The following is a 19,725-nucleotide window of genomic DNA, read 5'->3' as shown; positions in this document are numbered from 1 at the left end:
ATGAAAAATAAATGTACATATATACTTGTCGGTCTCATGCTTTTCCTGACTGGATGTGAAGATTTCCTGGATAAGCGTGAAGATGCAGGCGGACTTGATGAAACTGCTATTTATGCCAGTTATGAGTCTATACGTGGCTTTTTGGATAAAGTATACAGTAAACTGGACACTTATAACTGTATGGTGAGCCGTGATGCAGGAAGTTACGGTCGTACGTATGTCGGCGCAATGGCTGATGAGATGGGAGTAGTATATAATAATACGGTTTTTAATAAGTTCTTTTCAGGAGCATGGTTGCTGACAGGGAAGAGCGAGAATGTTACCGAGATAGGTAATGGAAGCTTAACTCCGATTGGCAGGGCTTATCCGGCTTTGCGTATAGTGAACCGTGTTATTGAGAATATAGATAAAGTTCCACTGACGGAAGAACAGCGGAATGAAATATTGGGACAGGCTTATTTCTATCGTGCCTGGTTCTATTTTCAAGTTATCAAACGTTATGGGGGAATGCCGATTATTGATCGTGTATTTGCCGGTGGAGACGATGATTTGCCTCGTGTAACTTATCATGAGAGTTCGGAATGGATGGTTAGTGATATAGATAAAGCGATTGCAATGCTGCCTGATACTTGGGAAGCTATGCATTATGGACGTCCTACTAAATTGGCTGCTTTAGCTTTCAAAGAAATGGCACTTCTGTATGACGCCAGTCCGTTAATGCAAAATGACCTGGATGCGGTAGTGGTGAAAGAATACGATAAAGAACGGGCTAAGAAAGCAGCACAAGCAGCTTGGGCAGCTATCAGTTATATGAAAAAAAATGAATCGCTTACAGGAGTCCGGTTGGCGACAAAAGAGGAATATACGAATACTTTCTGGTTTCCCGATACGGAACTCAAGAGGGCGGAACATATATGGATGTGCCGTAATATACAGGGTACGACTAATCGCTCTATGTGTATTCGTGCATTTTGGCTGTATGGAGATATGACCGGGCAGACTGGGGCGGAATCTATGGCTATGTCATGTCCTACCTTGAACGCAGCTAACATGTACGAGCGTCAGGGCGAGGATGGTATCTATTATCCGATTGACGATCCGAGATCTGGTTACCAGTTTGATCCCGAACATGCTTTTGTCCGCCGTGATCCTCGTTTTTATAATAATATCCTGATTCCGGGTGATGAATGGGGGACGTATAAGGATGGAGCTCCTCATTATATCCGTTTGTGGGTAGGTTGTTCTGCTTATAATCAGTATTTGACGAATTCTAATACGAATGCTCGTGAATTGTCAGGTTTTATGTGTCGCAAATTCTTATGGCCGGAAGCAAACCAGAAACATACAGGAAGTACGAGTGGGGCAGTTACTTATATAGGTAAAATAGCACAAACGGTATTTATCAGAGTTTCGCAACTTTATCTGGATTTCGCCGAAGCCTCTTTTGAAGCTACGGGAAGTGCCACGGCTAAAGTGGAAGGATGTGATATGTCTGCTGTAGAAGCGCTGAATTTAATTCGTAAACGTATCGGGGTTACAAATTTGCCTTCTGATATTGTGAATGATCCAGTTAAGTTCCGTGAAGCTTATCGCCGTGAGCGTGGTGTGGAGCTGATGTTCGAGCATCATCGCTGGTGGGATTTGCGTCGTTGGATGGTTATGCACGAGGTGTTTAAAGCACCGTTCCCGCTCAAAGGGGTACGCTTCCATCCAGTAGGAAGTTATGGAGATAAGGCAGGTAACTATACTCGTCCGGCTAGCTTTACGTATGAAGAATTTGAAATGACTAAAGAGGTACGTAACTTTTCTAATATGCGTAATTACTGGTATCCGCTTCCTCAACATGACGTTGATGCTCTTCGCAATCTGAAACAGAATCCAGGTTGGTAATGAAAAACACTTAATAGTTGATGTTAATGAAAAACAAATATCATATATTCTTTACTGGTATGCTGTCCATTGCTTTTTTCATGGGAGCTACCGTAGACACGAAAGCTCAAGATTCGATAGCAGTCGTTAGTCGTGTCAATATTGAACACCTGAAAGCAATGCCCGACTTGCAACTCTCCAATACATTGCAAGGGCAAGCGGCAGGTTTGATTGTTATTCCTAATACGGGAGGTATCGGTTATGCCAACTCGACATTTTATGTTCGGGGACAACATAGTAACGGAACTAACAAGGCTATCGTAATTATAGATGGCATTGAACGTCCGATAGATGATATATTGCCTGAAGAGATTGAATCTATTGAGGTCTTGAAGGATGCGTCTGCCAAGATTCTTTATGGTGCGCAGGCTACGAATGGCGTTATCTTAGTGCGTACTAAACGTGGTCAGGCTGGTAAGCGGGTGATTCGTTTTGGTGCCGAATACGGGGTACAACCTGTGACTCGCTTACCCGAATATCTTGATTCTTATAATTATGCGACACTCTTTAATGAAGCTTGTGTCAATGACGGCTTGCTTCCTTTGTATTCCGACGCTGATCTTCAAGGGTATCGTAATTCTACCGGGGTGAATGATTTACTTCATCCCAATGTTGATTATTATAAGGAATTTTTGCGCAGCTCAAGTACGTTCCGTAAAGCGACACTGGAATTGAGTGGAGGTAATGCAAGAGCTAAATATGCCGTTACGGTAGGCTATACAGGAAGTTCCGGTTTGGAAAAAGTAGGCGATCGGTCTGACTTGAATCGGGTGAACGCCCGTGGTAATCTGGATATACGTATTACCGATTTCCTTTCGGCTTCGGCAGATGTGGCTGCCCGTGTGGAAAAAAAGGACTGGGGAGCTAAAGATGGTGGCGGGATGTTTAGCGAAATATCGACGCTCCGTCCCAATGAATATCCTTTTATGATTTCGGCAGAGGATATACACGGTCATAATGGCATAGCGGCAGATGAGACTTCGCTGTTATTTGGAGCCAGTTCACGTAAGTCAAGCAATCTTTATTCGGATATGCTCTATGGCGGTAATACGTCGGAACGTTATGTCAATAGCCAGACTAACCTCGGTCTTAATTTTGATTTGAATGAGTTTGTGGAAGGACTGGCTGCGGAAGCGTATATTACTTTTGATAATTATAGTTATCTGCGTCAACAATTACGGAATGATTATCCCACTTATTCTATTGATCGTTACCTGAATGCTGCCGGAGATGAGGAAATACGTTTTACAGAACGTAAGAAACTGAATTTGCCCAAGAAACAGTCTATTGCGTCTAACAGCACTTATCGCTATTTCGGATGGAATGCGCGTGTAAAATATAATCGTTCGTTTGGATTGCATGATATGGGAGCAAATGCTGCTTTTCGCTATACGGCAGAGGAAGCTACGGGCAGTTCACAAGATTTGAAAGAAGGTAATTTCACTTTCCGTGCCAATTATGCGTATAACAAACGGTATATGCTTGAAGCTACATTGGCGGCAATGGGGTCTAACAGATTTCAGGGAGATAATAAGTATTTCTTCGCTCATTCGGTAGGAGGTGCATGGATAATATCTAATGAATCTTTTTTTAAGGATATGAAGGCTGTAAATCTTTTAAAAATGAAGGTGAGCTACGGTCATTTAGGATATGCAGGGGATACTGACTTTTTTCTCCATAGAACAAATTGGAGACAAGGGGATAAGGAGGAATTCAAACCTAGTACGGGGGCCAATACAACCGATTTGATTCGTTTAGGTAATCCTGACTTGAAATGGGAGTATTCTAATGAACTGAATATCGGTATTGAAGGTCGTTTCCTGAATAATCGTCTGTCTGGTGAGGTTAATTACTTCCGTGAGTTACGTAAGAATATAATTGGTATCAACTCTGCTAAATATGCAACGATAGGAGGAAATTTCATTCCTTCTGAAAACATAGGTGAGGTATTGAATCAAGGTATTGATGCCTGTGTAAACTGGAATGACAAAGTAGGTGAAGATTTTACGTACAATCTTGGGCTTAATATTACTTTTACTAAAAATAAACTTCGTAAAACGAATGAACTAAGTAATATCGAAGACTATCGAAAGAGTATTGGACAACCTACCAGTGCCATTTTTGGCTGGCAGTCACAAGGTTTATTCGGAAAAGATGTGGCTATTGCCGGGCATCCCTTTCAGAGTTTTGGGAACTATCAGGTAGGAGATATTGCTTATGCTGACTTGAATAATGACGGAATGGTGGATAATAATGACCAGACATGTATCGGACAGAGTTTCCCGAAGACTACGTTGGGAGTGGATGTAACTTTAAACTACAAAGGATTCGGACTCTATATATTGGGTACGGCAACAACCGGAGTTACTCAAATGTTGACTAGTACTTATTACTGGAACAAAGGACTTGACGGTTATTCCGTACTTGCCGAGGAACGTTATCATCCGGTAAATAATCCTACTGGTACACAGCCTCGTCTGACTACCACTTCGGGAGTGAATAATTATCGCAACTCTACGTTTTGGACGAAGAACGGTTCATTTTTCCGTCTCAAGAATGTTGAATTGAGCTATACCTTGAATAATAATTCGAAAAAAGGCATAGGCAAGAATTATAAATTCTTTGTGAGGGGAGCTAATTTGTTTGTATTGTCGGGTATTAAGGAGCTTGATCCGGAACAGATGCTTGCCGGTATCAGCAATTATCCTGTGTACCGCACTATTACAGGTGGAGTATCTATTAACTTCTAAAGTTGATGTAATTATGAAAGTATTGAAATATATATTTAGTATGATGCTATTGGGTGGCATCATCAGTGCTTGTGCCGACCTTGACACTAAGCTGACAAACGAATGGTCGGAAAGTGATACATGGAGAGATGCGGATATGGCGCGAGGTGTTTTGTTATCTGTTTATCAGGATGTCATGATTGCGCCCGATGCTTGGGATGGCAATTTTCTGGATGCTGCTACAGATAATGCACTGACCCGGAATTATGACTCTAAGGTGTATCGTGCCAGTCAGGGGGCATTTAGTCGTTCTACTAATCCTCTTGGCAATTGGAGCAGTTGCTATGATCAGCTTCAACGGATTCATTTGTTCTTGGATAAAGGGCTGACAGATAACGTGAGTTATGATGTAGCAAATGCAACTAACGACAAAAGAACCAAGCGTCGCCTTCAAGGTGAGGCACTTTTTCTGCGGGCATGGTGTAGTTTTCAGTTATTACAAATGTATGGAGGAAAAACCGATGATGGAGAAGTGCTGGGATATCCTATTGTGACCCGGTATATTACTCCGGAAGAATCTGCCCATCCTGAAAATTTTAAGCGTGATACTTATGAGGATTGTGTAAAGCAGATATGCGATGACTGTGAAACAGCTATGTCTCTGTTACCATTAACCTATTCGGGAGGGGATGCTATCTTGGGCGATATATCTTTTGGTAGAGCGTCCGGATTGGCTGCTGCTGCATTGAAAGCGCGTGTATTGCTGTATGCGGCGAGTCCGGCTTATCAATCTGACCGCGTCGTAAAATTGAATGGTATGGGGGATTATACGATTATCGATCAGGTTGCCTATAAAGCAAAATGGGAACGTGCAGCACTCTATGCGTATGAGGTACTCCAGATGCAAGGGATGGCTACTTATGCAGCGTTGATACCCAATGAATTGTATGACGGCGGTGATGCACAATCTGCAGAATTTCTTTTTAGAACATTCGTAGGTCGCAGTCATGATATTGAAACAAGGCATTATCCTCCTTACTATTATGGGAATGCACAAACTATTCCATCCCAAAATCTGGCTGCTTCATTTCCTGCTAAAAATGGTTTCCCGATAGATGATCCTCGTTCTTTATACGATAAGGATAATCCTTATGATTGCGAACGCGATAACCGTTTTTTTGTGAATCTGTATTACCAAGGACGTCAGTTTGGAGCTAATGCATCTTATATTGACGTAACACCTGGAGGTAAAGATTCCGGTTATCTGGATGTGAAAGCCAGTCGTTCGGGATATTATCTGGCAAAGTTTATTAATGCGGATGTGGCTAATTTCCTGAAACCGTTGGAAGAGCAAGATTCACGTCATTATTATCCGATGTTGCGTAAAGGAGAGGTTTGGTTGAACTTTGCTGAGGCTTCCAATGAAGTGTGGGGGCCGAAGGTAGCAGGCCCCGGATGCTCCATGTCTGCGTATGATGTCATTCGTGTGATTCGTGAGAAATCGGGAGGGATTACGAATACGACCTATCTTGATGAAATGGCTGGTACACCGGAGAGTTTCCGGAAACTGATTCAGAATGAACGCCGGATCGAGTTTGCTTTCGAGAACCAACGTTTCTGGGATTTACGTCGTTGGTTGCTGCCACTAAATGAATCAATTTTAGGTATGGAGGTTACTCGTAAAGAGGATAGTAGCGAAAATTTTGAAGTAAAATTGGTGGAGGAACGGCCGCTCAATGATATCCGCTATTACTATCTTCCTTTGCCGTATGATGAATTACAGAAGAATCCGAATCTGAAAAATAATAAAGGTTGGTAATAATCTAATTAAAAGAAAATAAACACATGAAATTAGTAAAGTTTTTATTCGTATCGTTCGTTGTGCTGGTTAGCTTTACCTCATGTTATGATGAGTATACTAACGATTATGAAACTCCCAATATGGGTTTTGCTGTGGCTAACCCCTTGCGTACAGTGATTGCTGATAGAGATATGCCTATATATATAGGCGTATCTATCGGTGGTAAACGTGAAGTGGATATGTCGGATTGGGCAAAATTTGAGATTGATCCGTCATTGGTAGAAGGGACTGGCAAAGTATTGCTTCCAAGTAATTACTATACATTATCTGACCAGGAATATTTTCGTGTACGTAAGTCTAATCTTCCGGTTGCTGATGTCCGTATAGATTTTACGGAGGCATTTTATAACGATCCGCTTTGTCTGGAAGCGCACTATGTATTGCCATTTCGTATGACAGAAAACTCTTTGGGAGCTTTACGCGAGGGAGCTGAAACAACTGTTGCTGTTATTAAATACGTTAGCACTTACGCCGGAACTTATTATCGGATGGGAAAGGCGACAGAGGTGGATGCTTCAGGGATTGCCATAGGACAACCGGTAAGTTATGGTGATACGTATGATATCATCAACTGTAGTACCGTTGCTTTTAATAGCAAGGCTCCGCGCATTGTGGTTTGTCCTGGTGTTGGTAATGAAAAAGAGGGGGTTGGTAGTGTAACGCTCTCAATGGATGCGGACAAGAATGTGTCAGTTACTGGTGTGGATGGAAAGGCGGCTATCAGCAATGCTTCAGGAAGTTATAAAATAGAAGGAGACTATGAATATGTTGCTGATGTCACTAAACGCGCTCCTCAATTTGATTTGGAGTATACTTATGAGAAAGCGGGCAAATATTATCATGTAGTAGAAAAATTGGTTCTACGTCAGGATCCGCTTTATGATTTGCGCGTTGAGACATGGTGATGAGTAATAGATATGATTGAAACATAATATTAAGCAAAGATGAAAAAAAATATATTTCTCGTGCTATGCATTTCTTTTATTTGTTTTGGCTGTAGTGCAGAAGCGGAATGGGAAAAATTAAAAGTAAAAGAAGTAGTGAAGACGGATCCTGTTATTGATTGGTCGGCTACTGCTGATAGTTGTACCTATGTTCTTATTGAGCAGTTTATGAATAAAGAAAAAGGTACTTTCTGGAAATCACCGAAAGATGTGAGTGGAGGCTCGTATAATATTTATTGGCAACAGGCACATGCGATGGATGTTGTTATATATTCTTATGAGCGTATAAAGGATAAGAATCCGGCATTGGCTGCCACATACAAGAATTATTTCAAATTATGGTTTGATAATAAGGCGAATAATTATCATCATAGTGACAGTGATGAAACTGGATTTTTGAATCCTTTTACGGATGATATGTGTTGGATTTGCCTTACGTTGATACATTTGTCGGAAGCTACCGGTGATGCTGTTTATATAAATATGGCAAAAAATATTTATGATACACATATTATAACCCGGGCATGGACAGATGCTAAAGGAACCGGATTGCCTTGGAAAAGCGATGATAAGAGCCGGAATGCTTGTACAAACTCTCCCGGTTGTTTAGTTGCTGCCAAGCTGTATAGGAAGTTTGGAGGAGAAAATTATCTCGAAGATGCGAAAATGTTATATAAATATATTGTGGGTAGTTTACTGAAAAGTGATGGAAGAGTGGAAGAACCCCCTTTGACATATACACAGGGCACTTTTGGAGAGGCATGCCGACAATTATATCATATTACGCAGGAACGGGAATATATGAGAAGGGCTGAATTGGTAATAAACTATACAATGACTAGTGATCGTTGTTTGCAAAACTGGATTTTGCGGGATGAAGGAACAAATATGGATGGAAGTATTTTTAAAGCGGTATTTGTGCCTTATGCTGTAAATTTGGCTTTGGATGATGATACTTCTGATTTTGTGAAAAAGCGTATTAAAACTTTTTTGTTGGACAATGCCGAAGCATTGTGGAAAAACATGGATAGAGGAGAATATCCTGCTATGTATTGCAATTATTATTGGGGTAGTATGTTTCCTTCCAATGAAATTGCATCCATGGGGGCACAGGCAAGTGGTAGTTCTTTAATGGAAGGAGTTGCCCGAATGATGGTGACTCCGGAAAAATAAAGTAATCTTTGTAGCCCAATATAATTAAATCGAGCTTATGAATCATCGGTTCCGTTGTTCTTGCATTATCTTGTTCATTTTTTATTCTTGTATTAGTCATCTTTATGGGCAGGTGCAGGCAGTATCTACCGTTGATACAGGGTATGAACTTTGGTTGAATTACAAATCCGGTTCCAATTCCCGATTGAAGCAATCTGCTATTCGGTATGCCAGTCAGGTTCGTTTGGCGGGAAGCCAGTATGATGAAGTAATAAAAGAGGAGTTGGAGCATGCTTTAAAAGCATTGCTGGAAATTACACCGGGTTTTGTTCGTGGTGAAGAGACTGGAATTCAGATGAGTTTCTGTACAGATAAAAGGCTGGGTAAGGAAGGATATATCATCCGTAGTGGTAAAAAGAGGATAACACTTCAAGCCTATTCCGATGCAGGGTTTCTTTATGGCACGTTCCATCTGATTCGATTGATTCAATGTGGTGAACCACTTGTACAACTGAATATAAGAGAGATACCTGCATTGGAATTTCGACAACTTAATCATTGGGATGATTTAAATGGAAATATAGAGCGGGGATATGCTGGTAAGTCGTTATGGAAATGGGAGGAGTTGCCGGAGAAAGTCGATAGTAGATATACTGACTATGCCCGTACTAATGCGTCTATAGGCATAAATGGAGTTGTGTTGAATAACGTTAATGCCGATCCTCGTATTTTGCGCAGGGACTATTTGAAGAAAGTAGCTGCCTTGGCAGATGTTTTTCGTAAATACCATATACGGGTTTATCTTACAGCTAATTTTGCGGCACCTTTAAAACCGTCGGCAACTCCGGATGTGATGAAGCAATGGGGAGGGATAGGTGACCTTGATACAGCTGATCCGCGAGATCCGCATGTACAAGCGTGGTGGAAAGCGAAAGTTGATGAGATATATGAGCTGATTCCTGATTTTGGCGGATTTTTAGTAAAAGCCAATTCGGAAGGTATGCCCGGTCCTCAAGACTATCATTGTACTCATGCAGAAGGAGCAAATTTGTTGGCCCGTGCTTTAAAACCTTATGGAGGCATTGTGATGTGGCGCACTTTTGTTTATAATCCGGAGATTGATAAAGATCGTATCAAACGTTCTTATAAAGAGTTTCTTCCGCTTGATGGGAAGTTTGATGACAATGTGGTCTTACAGACGAAAAACGGGGCACTTGATTTCCAACCGAGTGAACCTGCCCAACCTTTATTTGGGAGTATGAAATATACTTCTTTGATGCCGGAACTCCAGATTACTCAAGAATATACAGGACATTCTACATATTTGGTTTATCTATTGCCTATGTGGAGGGAGTTCTTGGATTTTGATACCTATAGTGAAGGAAGAGGAAGTACAGTGAAGACTATTATTACAGGTAAGACTGCTTCTTATCCCTTTCGTGCAATTGCAGGTGTGGCAAATACTGGAGATTTACAGAACTGGACAGGACACCACTTTGCGCAAGCCAACTGGTTTGCTTTTGGGCGTTTAGCATGGAATCCCGATGAAGAAACAGAAAAAATAACTTCTGAATGGATAAAGTCTACTTGGAATTGTGACGAACAAACTCTAAAGGTTATTGAACAAATGATGATGCCGACCTGGGATCGCTTTGTTCGTAGTCATTCGCCTTATAGCCTTGGATTAACTACCCAGGTAAAATGTCATTATAAAGCAGGATTCGGAATACGTGCTAATAAAGAGTGGAAAATTAGTAAAGAAAGTATTGGTAATGATCGTACTGTCAATGGGTCCGATTATGTATCTCAATATTGGAGGCCTAATCGTTCAATCTTTAATGATATAAATCTGTGCCCAGAACTGTATTTGCTCTGTTTTCATAATGTATCGTGGGAGCATAGAATGAAATCCGGTTTGACTCTTCGTGAAGAATTAACCGCTAATTTAAAACTGGGAATAGAACAAGCTGATAGAAATATCCGGCTTTGGAAATCAATTCGTCATAAGATTGATTCCCGGAGATTTGCAGAGGTAATGGAAAGTCTTTTGAAAGAACGGAGAGATGCTGAAACATATTACAATGTTGCTATTCATTTTTTTGATCTTTACAAGTAAAATCTGTATTGGATGAGTTTTGATGTGAAAATGGTTATTTTTTGTCCTTTATTGAATGGCTATTTTCGTAACTTATTGGAAAGATTGCCGAACTTTGGGTGTGAGTAATTCATACACTTCTTGTTACTAAACTTATTACGATATTATGTTATGAATAGAAAAGTTTTATTCTCAATCTCTGCTGTTTCTGGTATGATAAATATCATCCCAATGTCGGCACAAACACCCAAACCCAATGTTGTTATCATCATGACCGACCAACAGCGAGCTGATTTGTGTGGTCGCGAAGGTTTTCCGATGGCTGTCACTCCTTTTGCCGATTCGCTGGCATTGAGTAATGTCTGGTTTGATAAGGCGTATACGGTAGCTCCTGCTAGTATGCCTGCGCGTTGTTCCATGTTTACAGGACGTTATCCGACTGCTACGCATGTCCGTACGAACCACAACACTCCCGATATGTATTATAAGAAAGATATGCTCGAAGTGTTTAAAGAACAAGGATATAAGACGGCATTAGTGGGAAAGAACCATGCGCATGTGAAAGGGAAAGATTTTGATTATTGTGAGGAATATTTTCATTGGGGAAAGAATCAGCGTGATACGCAGGAAGATAAGGACTTTGCATTTTTTCTGAATAATAAAGCGAGAGGTCAATATTTGGAAGCCACCCCTTTCCCGGCAGAAGCGCAGAATCCGGTGAAAATGGTTACCAAAGCTTTGGCTTGGGCGGAGCAGCAAAAAGATTCCGCATTCTTTATGTGGGTTTCAATGCCTGAACCGCATAATCCATATCAGATATCAGAGCCTTATTTCTCAATGTTTTCTCCGGAAAAGATACCGGCAACTTTGACTAGCCGGAACGATTTATCTAAAAAAGGAAATAAGTATGAGATTTTGGCGGAATTGGAAGATACAGCCTGCCCGAACCTGGCAAAAGATCTTCCTCGTTTGCGTGGAAATTATTTAGGAATGCTTCGTCTGATTGATGACCAGACCAAACGCCTGATTGAAGGATTCAAAGCAGCCGGGCTTTATGAAAATACCATTTTTGTAATCCTGTCAGACCATGGGGATTATTGTGGGGAGTATGGTTTGATTCGTAAAGGTGCAGGAGTGCCCGAATGTTTGACCCGTATTCCGATGATTTGGGCAGGATACAACATTCATCCGCAAAAATCTCCAATGGATGCGCATGTTTCTATTGCTGATGTATTTCCTACTATTTGTACAGCAATCGGTGCAGATATACCTCTGGGAGTGCAAGGACGCAGTTTATGGCCGATGTTGACGGGTAAATCGTACCCAAAGAAAGAATTCTCGAGTGTAATTGTACAACAGGGATTCGGTGGTGAAGATTTCACCCGGGATGAACCGTTGACATTTGCTAAAGAAGGGGCTTTGCAACCCAATAAAATAGCTCACTTTGACGAACTGAATACCTGGACACAAAGCGGAACTGAACGTATGGTTCGCAAAGATGACTGGAAACTAGTACTCGACAATTATGGTCGTGGTGAACTGTATAATTTGAAAGCCGATCCTTCCGAGATTAATAATCTTTATAATAAAAAGAAATATGCTTCCAAACAAATGGAATTGCTGGAAGAATTGATGACTTGGGAACTGCGTGTACAAGACCCATTGCCGGTGCCAAGAAATCGTTACCATTTTAAGCGGAATCCATATAACTATCATTTTGAAGATAAAAAGAAATAGAACTGAATAACTAGAACTACTGTATCAATGAGAATCTTTTCGCTATTAATATTATTGGTAGTGGCATCTGCCCTGCAATCACAAGTGGTTGTGAATGAGAATGTAAAACATAGTAAATATACTTTCCCATTAGTCGCATCGAAAATAAAGGCGACCGTGTGTTATGATGCCAATGATTACCCGGTTGTAAAGAAGGTTGCCGAACTGTTTGTGTCTGATATTGAAAATGTCACAGGGCAGAGATTAAAATTGGCAGATGAATGGCAGAAAGGAAGAACAGTGGTGATTGTCGGTACTATTGAAAAGAATCAGGCAATTCGTCAGCTAGCCTCCAATGGGAAAATAGATATATCTCCTTTGGAAGGAGCATGGGAACGTTATCTGATTCAGACAGTTAATCATCCTTTTCCAGGAGTAGATAAAGCGCTGATTGTAGCCGGAAGTGACAGGCGAGGAGCTTCTTACGGTTTGTTTTCTCTTTCGGAAATGGCAGGTGTATCTCCTTGGTATTGGTGGGCGGATGTCCCTGTGAAGAAACATAAAACACTTTATGTGGATGCTCCCACCACTGTTTCCAAGACCCCTTCCGTGAAATATAGAGGTGTTTTTCTGAATGATGAAGATTGGGGACTGAAACCTTGGGCCGCTAAGACTTTTGAGAAAGAGCGTGGCAATATAGGTCCCCGTACTTATGCCAAAATATGCGAATTGTTGTTACGGTTGAAAGCCAATCATCTGGCTCCTGCCATGCATCCGGTGTCGACCGCATTTTATAAGATACCTGAAAATAAGTTGGTGGCAGATACTTTTGCTATTGTAATGGGGTCCAGTCATTGCGAACCATTATTGTTAAATACAGCTAGTGAATGGAATTCAAAAACGATGGGGCCTTGGGATTATGGTAAAAATAAGGATAAAATTAATGAAGTTCTAGGAAACCGTGTAAAGGAAAACTGTGCTTATGAGAATGTATATACATTGGCTTTGAGAGGATTGCATGATGCGGCAATGGGAGGAGGTGATGTCCCCATGAAAGAAAAGGTCAAAATGCTGGAGAGTGCGTTGAAAGACCAGCGTAATTTGATTGCAGAACATATTGATCGACCGGTTGAAACAATTCCACAGGCATTTACTCCATACAAGGAGGTGTTGGAAATCTATTCGAATGGATTGGAATTGCCGGATGATGTAACCATTATTTGGCCGGATGATAACTTCGGCTACATGAAGCGCTTAAGTGGCCCGCATGAACAGAAGCGCTCCGGGCGTGCAGGTGTTTACTACCATGTCTCTTATCTGGGAGTTCCCCATAGCTATTTGTGGTACAGTACTACTCCCCCGGCTCTGATGTATGAGGAACTCCGAAAGGCTTATGATACGACGGCAGACCGTATCTGGCTGGCTAATTGCGGTGATTTAAAAGGAGCCGAAATGCAAGTCTCTTTATTCCTTGATATGGCTTATGATATAGATAGCTTTAATGCGAATAATGTGGTTACCTATCCCGCCCGTTGGTTGGCAAAGATGTTTGGGGAACAGTATTATAGCGTATTTGAAGATATCACTTCTTCGCATATCAATTTGGCTTTTTCCCGGAAACCGGAATATATGGGTTGGGGATATTGGAATAATTATTGGGGCGGGGGAGAGAAACGTACGGATACGGAGTTCTCTTTTGCCAATTATAATGAAGCAGAAAATCGTCTGAACGAATATAGCCGCATTGGGAAGAAAGCGGAAAATCTTTTGGCATCTTTGGATAAAGACAGTCAGCCGGCTTTTTATCAGTTATTATACTACCCGGTGAAAGGTGCCGAACTGATGAACCACATGACTATAAAAGGACAATATTATCGGCAGTATGTTCGTCAGCAGCGTGCCGTCGCTAATTTGATAAAGGAGAAGGTAAAGAATTACCATGATAGTCTGCAAATCATAACTGAAGGGTATAATTCTTTGTTGAACGGGAAATGGAAATATATGATGTCTTTGAAACAGAATTATGAAGGTTCCAGTTCTTACTTTATGCTCCCGTTGATGGAAGAAAGTTATACACCGGTTGGTGCTCCTAAATTAGCTCTTCAGGCAGAAAGTGAAATCTTGGATAAAGGTGGGTTGAGCTATCATAGTTTGCCTGTTTATAACACTTTTTCTCGTAAAAGCCATTGGATCGATGTGTATAATCAAGGAAGTGGAGATTTGAGTTGGACTGCAAAGCCCTCGGACGATTGGATTATAGTGTCTCAAAAAGCTGGGCAAACTCCGACAGAGGACCGAATCAGGGTATCTGTTGATTGGGAGAAAGTTCCGGTTGGAGAGAGTATTAAAGGTGCTGTGGAGTTTAGTTCTAATGATCAAAAAGAATGTGTATTGGTTTCTGTTTTTAATCCGGCGTCTCCTGTGCGTGATGAGATGCAAGGAGTATATATGGAAGAGAATGGGTATGTCTCTATTCCGGCTGCAGGGTTTCATCGTAAGTTTGAGAGTAATGACATAAAAATGAATATTCTTCCCGGGGTTGGGGTTGAAGGGTGTGCTTTGCAATTAGGGAATCCTATATCTCCCTTACAGATGTATCGTGCTGGTGATGTACGTAGAGTGGAATATGATTTTTATACGTTTAATGCCGGGATTTATGATGTGTATACCTATGTTCTACCTACATTCCCTTTACACGCAGAGCGAGACCATAAATTGCCGGAACATACTAATTCGGACACAAAGTATAGTGTCCGTATAGATGATGGTTCTATTTCTACTCCATCTACTTCTGCTATTGAGTATTCTCAAGTTTGGTATGATAGTGTACTGAAGAATTGTAGAGTGAATAAATCTACTTTGTATGTGAAGAAGCCGGGCAAACACACCCTACAGATACGTTGTGGTGATCCCGGGGTCGTCATTCAGAAAATAGTCATCGACATGGGAGGATTAAAACGTTCATACCTTGGACCTGAAAGTACAAAATGTAATTAGTCTAATTGATTGGAGAACCAGATGGCTTTGCCATGGGTTCTCCGGCTTTATCCGGTATTCCCAGTATAGGCATCCTATCTTTGTCCCACTCTATTTTCTGCAAGCGGGGAGTACGTGAGTCCATTGCACCCGGAGCATCATTCGGTATCTGACGGGCATGATAAAGCATATAACATTCCTTTCCATCCGGTGAAGAGACGAAAGAACTGCCGCCGGGGCCAAAAACTTCATTCTCCGGTTTCTGCTGAAATACGGGTGTCGGATGTTTCTTCCAGGAAGCAGGGTCCAACAGGTTGGCATTGGCGTCTGCTGTTAGCAATCCTACACAATAATAGGGAGTCCAGCTACCGCTGGCGGAATAAAAAATGCATACTTTATCTTTATTCTTCGGCTGGAAGAAATGAGGTGCTTCGTTCACATGGATCGGATAGGCTGTTTTGCTGCCATCGGGATTCACCCATTGACACTCCCATTCATATTCAGGTTTGGAAATCAGAACTCTGTCGGAAGAAAGAGTCCACGGATTTTCCATCGAAGCGATGTAAATACATTGTGTCTCGCTGTCAATTCTTCGTTTTTGCCATCCGCACCAAATCATGTAACGCTGTCCGTTGTGTTCGAAAGTACTCGCATGAATTGCCCAGTTGTTATCTTTGTCGGTCGGTATGCGCCCTTTCATAACAAACTTACCCTCTGTAGGAATATCAGCCTCGTTTTCAATTACATAAATCTGGTGATTATCCATATTACCATCGTCTGCTGCGAAGTAAATATACCATTTGTTGTTGATGCGATGCATTTCGGGGGCCCATAAGTGATGGGAATTGCTTGGATCGGTTGGTATCCATACCGGCTTTCTAAGACTGTCATTCAAATTTGTAATATCACTGGTCTCCCAGAGCATGATTCTGCTTTCAGAGCCTTGCGTATAATAATATTTCCCTTTATAAAAAACAGCCCATGGCTCTGCTCCTCTTTCACGTAGCGGATTTGTATAAGTAGCTCCTGTTATGGCTTCCTTTTCCGGCTCTGTTTTCTTCTTGGGTTGACAGGATGCACAAATAATGACTAAAAGTACGGCTAGTAATAACAATCTGCTTTTCATGGTATTTTTCATTTAATAATGACACTGCAAAGAAAGCACAAAATCCTGATAAATCATCTTTTTTTTGCAGATTGGTTAGTATTTATCCTTAATTGGTTTGTATTTATTGAATTTCTAGTTGTTTTTTCTCATCTTTGTGGCACGAACTTTAAAATTGATATTGTATGAAACTGAAGCACCTTATTCTTCTTAGTGTTATTTGCTGTTCCCAGTCTGTATTTGGACAAAAAGCCAATCAACAACCGAAGACGAGTGGCAATCCTGTATTTCCGGGATGGTATGCCGATCCGGAAGGAATTGTATTTGGGGATGAATACTGGATTTATCCTACGTATTCGGCGCCTTATGACGAACAGACTTTCATGGATGCCTTCTCATCTAAAGACCTGGTGAACTGGACAAAGCACCCGAAAGTGTTATCAAAAGAGAATATTAGTTGGTTTAAACGTGCTTTGTGGGCACCTGCCGTGATTCATGCGAATGATAAATATTATATATTTTTCGGTGCGAATGATATCCAAAGCAATAATGAACTGGGCGGTATTGGTGTAGCTGTGGCCGACAATCCTGCCGGACCATTTAAAGATGCGTTAGGCAAACCTCTGATTGATAAATTTGTAAATGGTGCGCAACCGATCGATCAGTTTGTTTACAAAGACGATGACGGACAGTATTATATGTATTATGGTGGCTGGGGACATTGTAATATGGTGAAACTGGCCCCGGACTTGTTGAGTATCGTGCCGTTTGAAGATGGTACCCTTTATAAGGAAGTAACCCCCGAAAAATATGTAGAGGGACCTTTTATGTTGAAACGTAACGGAAAATACTATTTTATGTGGTCAGAAGGCGGTTGGACCGGACCGGATTATTGTGTTGCTTATGCCATTGCCGACTCACCGTTCGGACCTTTCAAAAGAGAAGCAAAAATATTACAGAGGGATCCCAATATTGGAACAGGGGCCGGCCATCATTCAGTTGTAAAAGGGCCGGGAGAGGATGAATGGTACATCATTTATCATCGCCATCCATTGGGTGAAACGGATGGAAACGCTCGTGTGACCTGCGTTGACCGTATGTACTTTGATAAAGATGGAAAAATAAAACCCATAAAGATGACTTTCGAGGGAGTAGAGGCAAGCCCATTGAAGTAAAATCTGAAAAGTTCAGTCCATCCGTAATTAATATTTTAATAAAGATGGGCTTTTTTTGATTTATTGTTTTATTTTTGTCCTTGTAAATCAAACATACTTATTATAATGAACCCAGATATACACACTCTTTCCGACTCCCTTTTGTGGAAAAGGTTTCTCGAGGGAGATTCGAGTGCGTATACCCAAATCTATAATCGAACGGTGCAAGATCTGTTTCGATTCGGACTATTATATACTTCAGACAAAGAATTAATTAAAGATTGCATACATGATGTGTTTGTGAAAATCCACATGAATCGTGCAAAGTTAGCCCCAACAGATAATATTGCAGCTTATTTGACGGTAGCGTTGAAAAACACTCTTTTTAATGCGCTAAAAAAGACAACAGATTCTCTTTCGTTTGATGAAATAGGTGAGAGAGAAGAGACGGTTGACGAATCCCCCTCCACTCCGGAAACTATATATATTAATAATGAACAGGAAAAACAAGTTCAGGCAACCGTACATACTATGATGTCTGTATTGACGGACAGACAGCGTGAAATTATTTATTATCGATATATCAAAGAGATGAGTATTGATGAAATAAGTAAGGTGACAGACATGAATAATCAATCTGTTTCTAACTCCATTCAACGGGCTTTGGGACGTATCCGGGACTTATTTAAGAGAAAATAAGAGAGAATAATCAGCCTATTTTTCCTGTCAATCAAAAAAAAGTGGAAAAAACTTCGGAAAAGGTGAGTATAAAATGAAAGTACAACTGTTATTCATACGTAAAGACAATGAAAATGATGAACTCTGAACAAAAACATACAGATTTTTCCCTATATACTTTTGAAGAATTCCTTCAGAATGATTTCTTTATTTCTTCCATGAATCATCCTACGGAAGAAACACAGAAGTTCTGGGATGAATTTGAACAGATGAATCCTTCCAATATAGATGAATATATAGCAGCAAAAAGATATTTGGAGGTTTTTTCAAAAGAGAAAGAAGAAGTACTTTCAAACGAGGAAACGGATGATTTATGGACTCGTATACAGGCAACCAATATAAATAAGGAGAAGGCGAAACGTAAGAACTATTTCTTAATAGGATTGAGCTCGGCGGCCAGTGTTGCTATTCTTGTGGGATGTTTCTTCTTATTAAAGAGTTATTCTTCGGTGCTGGATCCGGATATTGCCACTTTTGCAGTGAATACCAAAGCTGATTTGCCTCTGACGGAGGAAACACTGTTGATTTTGGCGGAAGATAACGTAGTGAGCCTGAAAGAAAAAGAAACGGAGATTACGTATGATTCCGTAGAAATCAAAACAAATCAGGAAAGTATACAAAAGGAAAAATCGGCAGCTTACAATCAATTGGTCATTCCGCGTGGAAAGCGATCGGTATTGACGTTTGCCGATGGATCTAAAGTCTGGGTGAATGCCGGCACGAGAGTGATTTATCCGGTAGAGTTTGAAAAAGATAAACGTGAAATCTATGTGGACGGAGAAATCTACATAGAAGTAACCAGAGATGAAAACCGCCCTTTCTATGTGCGGACCAAAGATATGAATGTCAGGGTGCTTGGTACTAAATTTAATGTAACGGCGTATGAGTCGGAAGCAATTAGAAGTGTAGTGCTGGCGCAAGGATGTGTTCAGGTAGAGACAGCCCGGACTCCGAAAGCGATTTTGGCTCCTAATCAGATGTTCAGTTCTGCCGATGGAAAGGAAAATATATCACAAGTAGATGTAGAACAGGCAATATCGTGGATAAATGGACTATATTGTTTCCAAAGTGCCGATTTGGGAATAGTCTTGCAACGCCTGTCTACCTATTATGGTGTGAATGTAGAATTTGACCCAGCGCTAAGTAAAATAAAATGTTCCGGAAAAATCGATTTGAAAGACAGCTTTGAAACAGTTATTAATGGATTAACCTTTGTTGCACCAATTTCTTATGCCTATGATGAACAATATAAAACGTATCGAGTAGTAAAGAAATAGATATAAAAAATAAGATAATAAACTAATCTAACTCCCTTATTTTATGGTA

12 protein-coding genes are annotated in these 19,725 nt (G+C 40.9%); 11 read left to right on the top strand and 1 reads right to left on the bottom strand.

Features of this window, described 5'->3' with window-relative positions; all coding sequences use genetic code 11:
- The 8 genes from KTR06_RS14555 to KTR06_RS14520 all read left to right on the top strand — a co-directional run bounded on the left by KTR06_RS14555 (window position 1) and on the right by KTR06_RS14520 (window position 15,423).
- Window positions 1-1,890, top strand: coding sequence for a RagB/SusD family nutrient uptake outer membrane protein (locus tag KTR06_RS14555; RefSeq protein WP_118299716.1), 1,890 nt, complete (start codon window positions 1-3; stop codon window positions 1,888-1,890).
- A gap of 26 nt (window positions 1,891-1,916) precedes the next feature.
- Window positions 1,917-4,679, top strand: coding sequence for a SusC/RagA family TonB-linked outer membrane protein (locus KTR06_RS14550; RefSeq protein ID WP_217290468.1), 2,763 nt, complete (start codon window positions 1,917-1,919; stop codon window positions 4,677-4,679).
- A gap of 13 nt (window positions 4,680-4,692) precedes the next feature.
- The gene (locus KTR06_RS14545) at window positions 4,693-6,477 is read left to right on the top strand and encodes a RagB/SusD family nutrient uptake outer membrane protein (protein WP_217290467.1); all 1,785 of its coding nucleotides are present in this window, start codon (window positions 4,693-4,695) and stop codon (window positions 6,475-6,477) included.
- Window positions 6,478-6,503: 26 nt separating this feature from the next.
- Window positions 6,504-7,424, top strand: coding sequence for a DUF1735 domain-containing protein (locus KTR06_RS14540; protein WP_217290466.1), 921 nt, complete (start codon window positions 6,504-6,506; stop codon window positions 7,422-7,424).
- Window positions 7,425-7,463: 39 nt separating this feature from the next.
- On the top strand, window positions 7,464-8,636 hold the full coding sequence (locus KTR06_RS14535; protein ID WP_217290465.1) for a glycoside hydrolase family 76 protein: 1,173 nt from the start codon (window positions 7,464-7,466) through the stop codon (window positions 8,634-8,636).
- 37 nt (window positions 8,637-8,673) lie between these two features.
- A complete protein-coding gene (locus KTR06_RS14530) occupies window positions 8,674-10,731 on the top strand; it encodes an alpha-glucuronidase family glycosyl hydrolase (protein WP_217290464.1) in 2,058 nt (685 codons plus the stop codon).
- A 150-nt stretch (window positions 10,732-10,881) separates the two neighbouring features.
- Window positions 10,882-12,447: a sulfatase gene (locus tag KTR06_RS14525; RefSeq protein WP_371745219.1), complete on the top strand. Its 1,566-nt coding sequence runs from the start codon at window positions 10,882-10,884 to the stop codon at window positions 12,445-12,447.
- A 27-nt stretch (window positions 12,448-12,474) separates the two neighbouring features.
- Window positions 12,475-15,423, top strand: a complete 2,949-nt coding sequence (locus tag KTR06_RS14520; protein ID WP_217290463.1) for a glycosyl hydrolase 115 family protein — start codon at window positions 12,475-12,477, stop codon at window positions 15,421-15,423.
- A gap of 1 nt (window position 15,424) precedes the next feature.
- Here the strand turns inward: KTR06_RS14520 and KTR06_RS14515 are convergent, their stop codons facing one another.
- Complete coding sequence (locus KTR06_RS14515) at window positions 15,425-16,528, bottom strand: family 43 glycosylhydrolase (protein WP_128858802.1); 1,104 nt, start codon at window positions 16,526-16,528, stop codon at window positions 15,425-15,427.
- A gap of 164 nt (window positions 16,529-16,692) precedes the next feature.
- Here KTR06_RS14515 and KTR06_RS14510 point away from each other — a divergent pair, with 164 nt between their 5' ends.
- The 3 genes from KTR06_RS14510 to KTR06_RS14500 all read left to right on the top strand — a co-directional run bounded on the left by KTR06_RS14510 (window position 16,693) and on the right by KTR06_RS14500 (window position 19,676).
- A complete protein-coding gene (locus tag KTR06_RS14510) occupies window positions 16,693-17,682 on the top strand; it encodes a glycoside hydrolase family 43 protein (RefSeq protein ID WP_118029770.1) in 990 nt (329 codons plus the stop codon).
- A gap of 105 nt (window positions 17,683-17,787) precedes the next feature.
- Window positions 17,788-18,360 (top strand): RNA polymerase sigma factor, encoded by a 573-nt coding sequence (locus KTR06_RS14505; protein ID WP_004299529.1) that lies wholly within the window; start codon window positions 17,788-17,790, stop codon window positions 18,358-18,360.
- Between the two features lie 113 nt (window positions 18,361-18,473).
- On the top strand, window positions 18,474-19,676 hold the full coding sequence (locus KTR06_RS14500) for a FecR family protein (RefSeq protein ID WP_049702267.1): 1,203 nt from the start codon (window positions 18,474-18,476) through the stop codon (window positions 19,674-19,676).
- Window positions 19,677-19,725: the final 49 nt, after the last annotated feature.

Source organism: Bacteroides sp. MSK.20.12 (assembly GCF_019052435.1).
GTDB classification, from domain to species: domain Bacteria; phylum Bacteroidota; class Bacteroidia; order Bacteroidales; family Bacteroidaceae; genus Bacteroides; species Bacteroides xylanisolvens.
This window is presented reverse-complemented; position numbering and strand designations above follow the sequence as displayed.

Coding starts and splice junctions, on each gene's coding strand:
- KTR06_RS14505 (WP_004299529.1), top strand. CDS start 17,788: ATGAACCCAGATATACACACTCTTTCCGACTCCCTTTTGTGGAAAAGG.
- KTR06_RS14540 (WP_217290466.1), top strand. CDS start 6,504: ATGAAATTAGTAAAGTTTTTATTCGTATCGTTCGTTGTGCTGGTTAGC.
- KTR06_RS14510 (WP_118029770.1), top strand. CDS start 16,693: ATGAAACTGAAGCACCTTATTCTTCTTAGTGTTATTTGCTGTTCCCAG.
- KTR06_RS14515 (WP_128858802.1), bottom strand. CDS start 16,528: ATGAAAAGCAGATTGTTATTACTAGCCGTACTTTTAGTCATTATTTGT.
- KTR06_RS14525 (WP_371745219.1), top strand. CDS start 10,882: ATGAATAGAAAAGTTTTATTCTCAATCTCTGCTGTTTCTGGTATGATA.
- KTR06_RS14535 (WP_217290465.1), top strand. CDS start 7,464: ATGAAAAAAAATATATTTCTCGTGCTATGCATTTCTTTTATTTGTTTT.
- KTR06_RS14530 (WP_217290464.1), top strand. CDS start 8,674: ATGAATCATCGGTTCCGTTGTTCTTGCATTATCTTGTTCATTTTTTAT.
- KTR06_RS14545 (WP_217290467.1), top strand. CDS start 4,693: ATGAAAGTATTGAAATATATATTTAGTATGATGCTATTGGGTGGCATC.
- KTR06_RS14555 (WP_118299716.1), top strand. CDS start 1: ATGAAAAATAAATGTACATATATACTTGTCGGTCTCATGCTTTTCCTG.
- KTR06_RS14550 (WP_217290468.1), top strand. CDS start 1,917: ATGAAAAACAAATATCATATATTCTTTACTGGTATGCTGTCCATTGCT.
- KTR06_RS14500 (WP_049702267.1), top strand. CDS start 18,474: ATGATGAACTCTGAACAAAAACATACAGATTTTTCCCTATATACTTTT.
- KTR06_RS14520 (WP_217290463.1), top strand. CDS start 12,475: ATGAGAATCTTTTCGCTATTAATATTATTGGTAGTGGCATCTGCCCTG.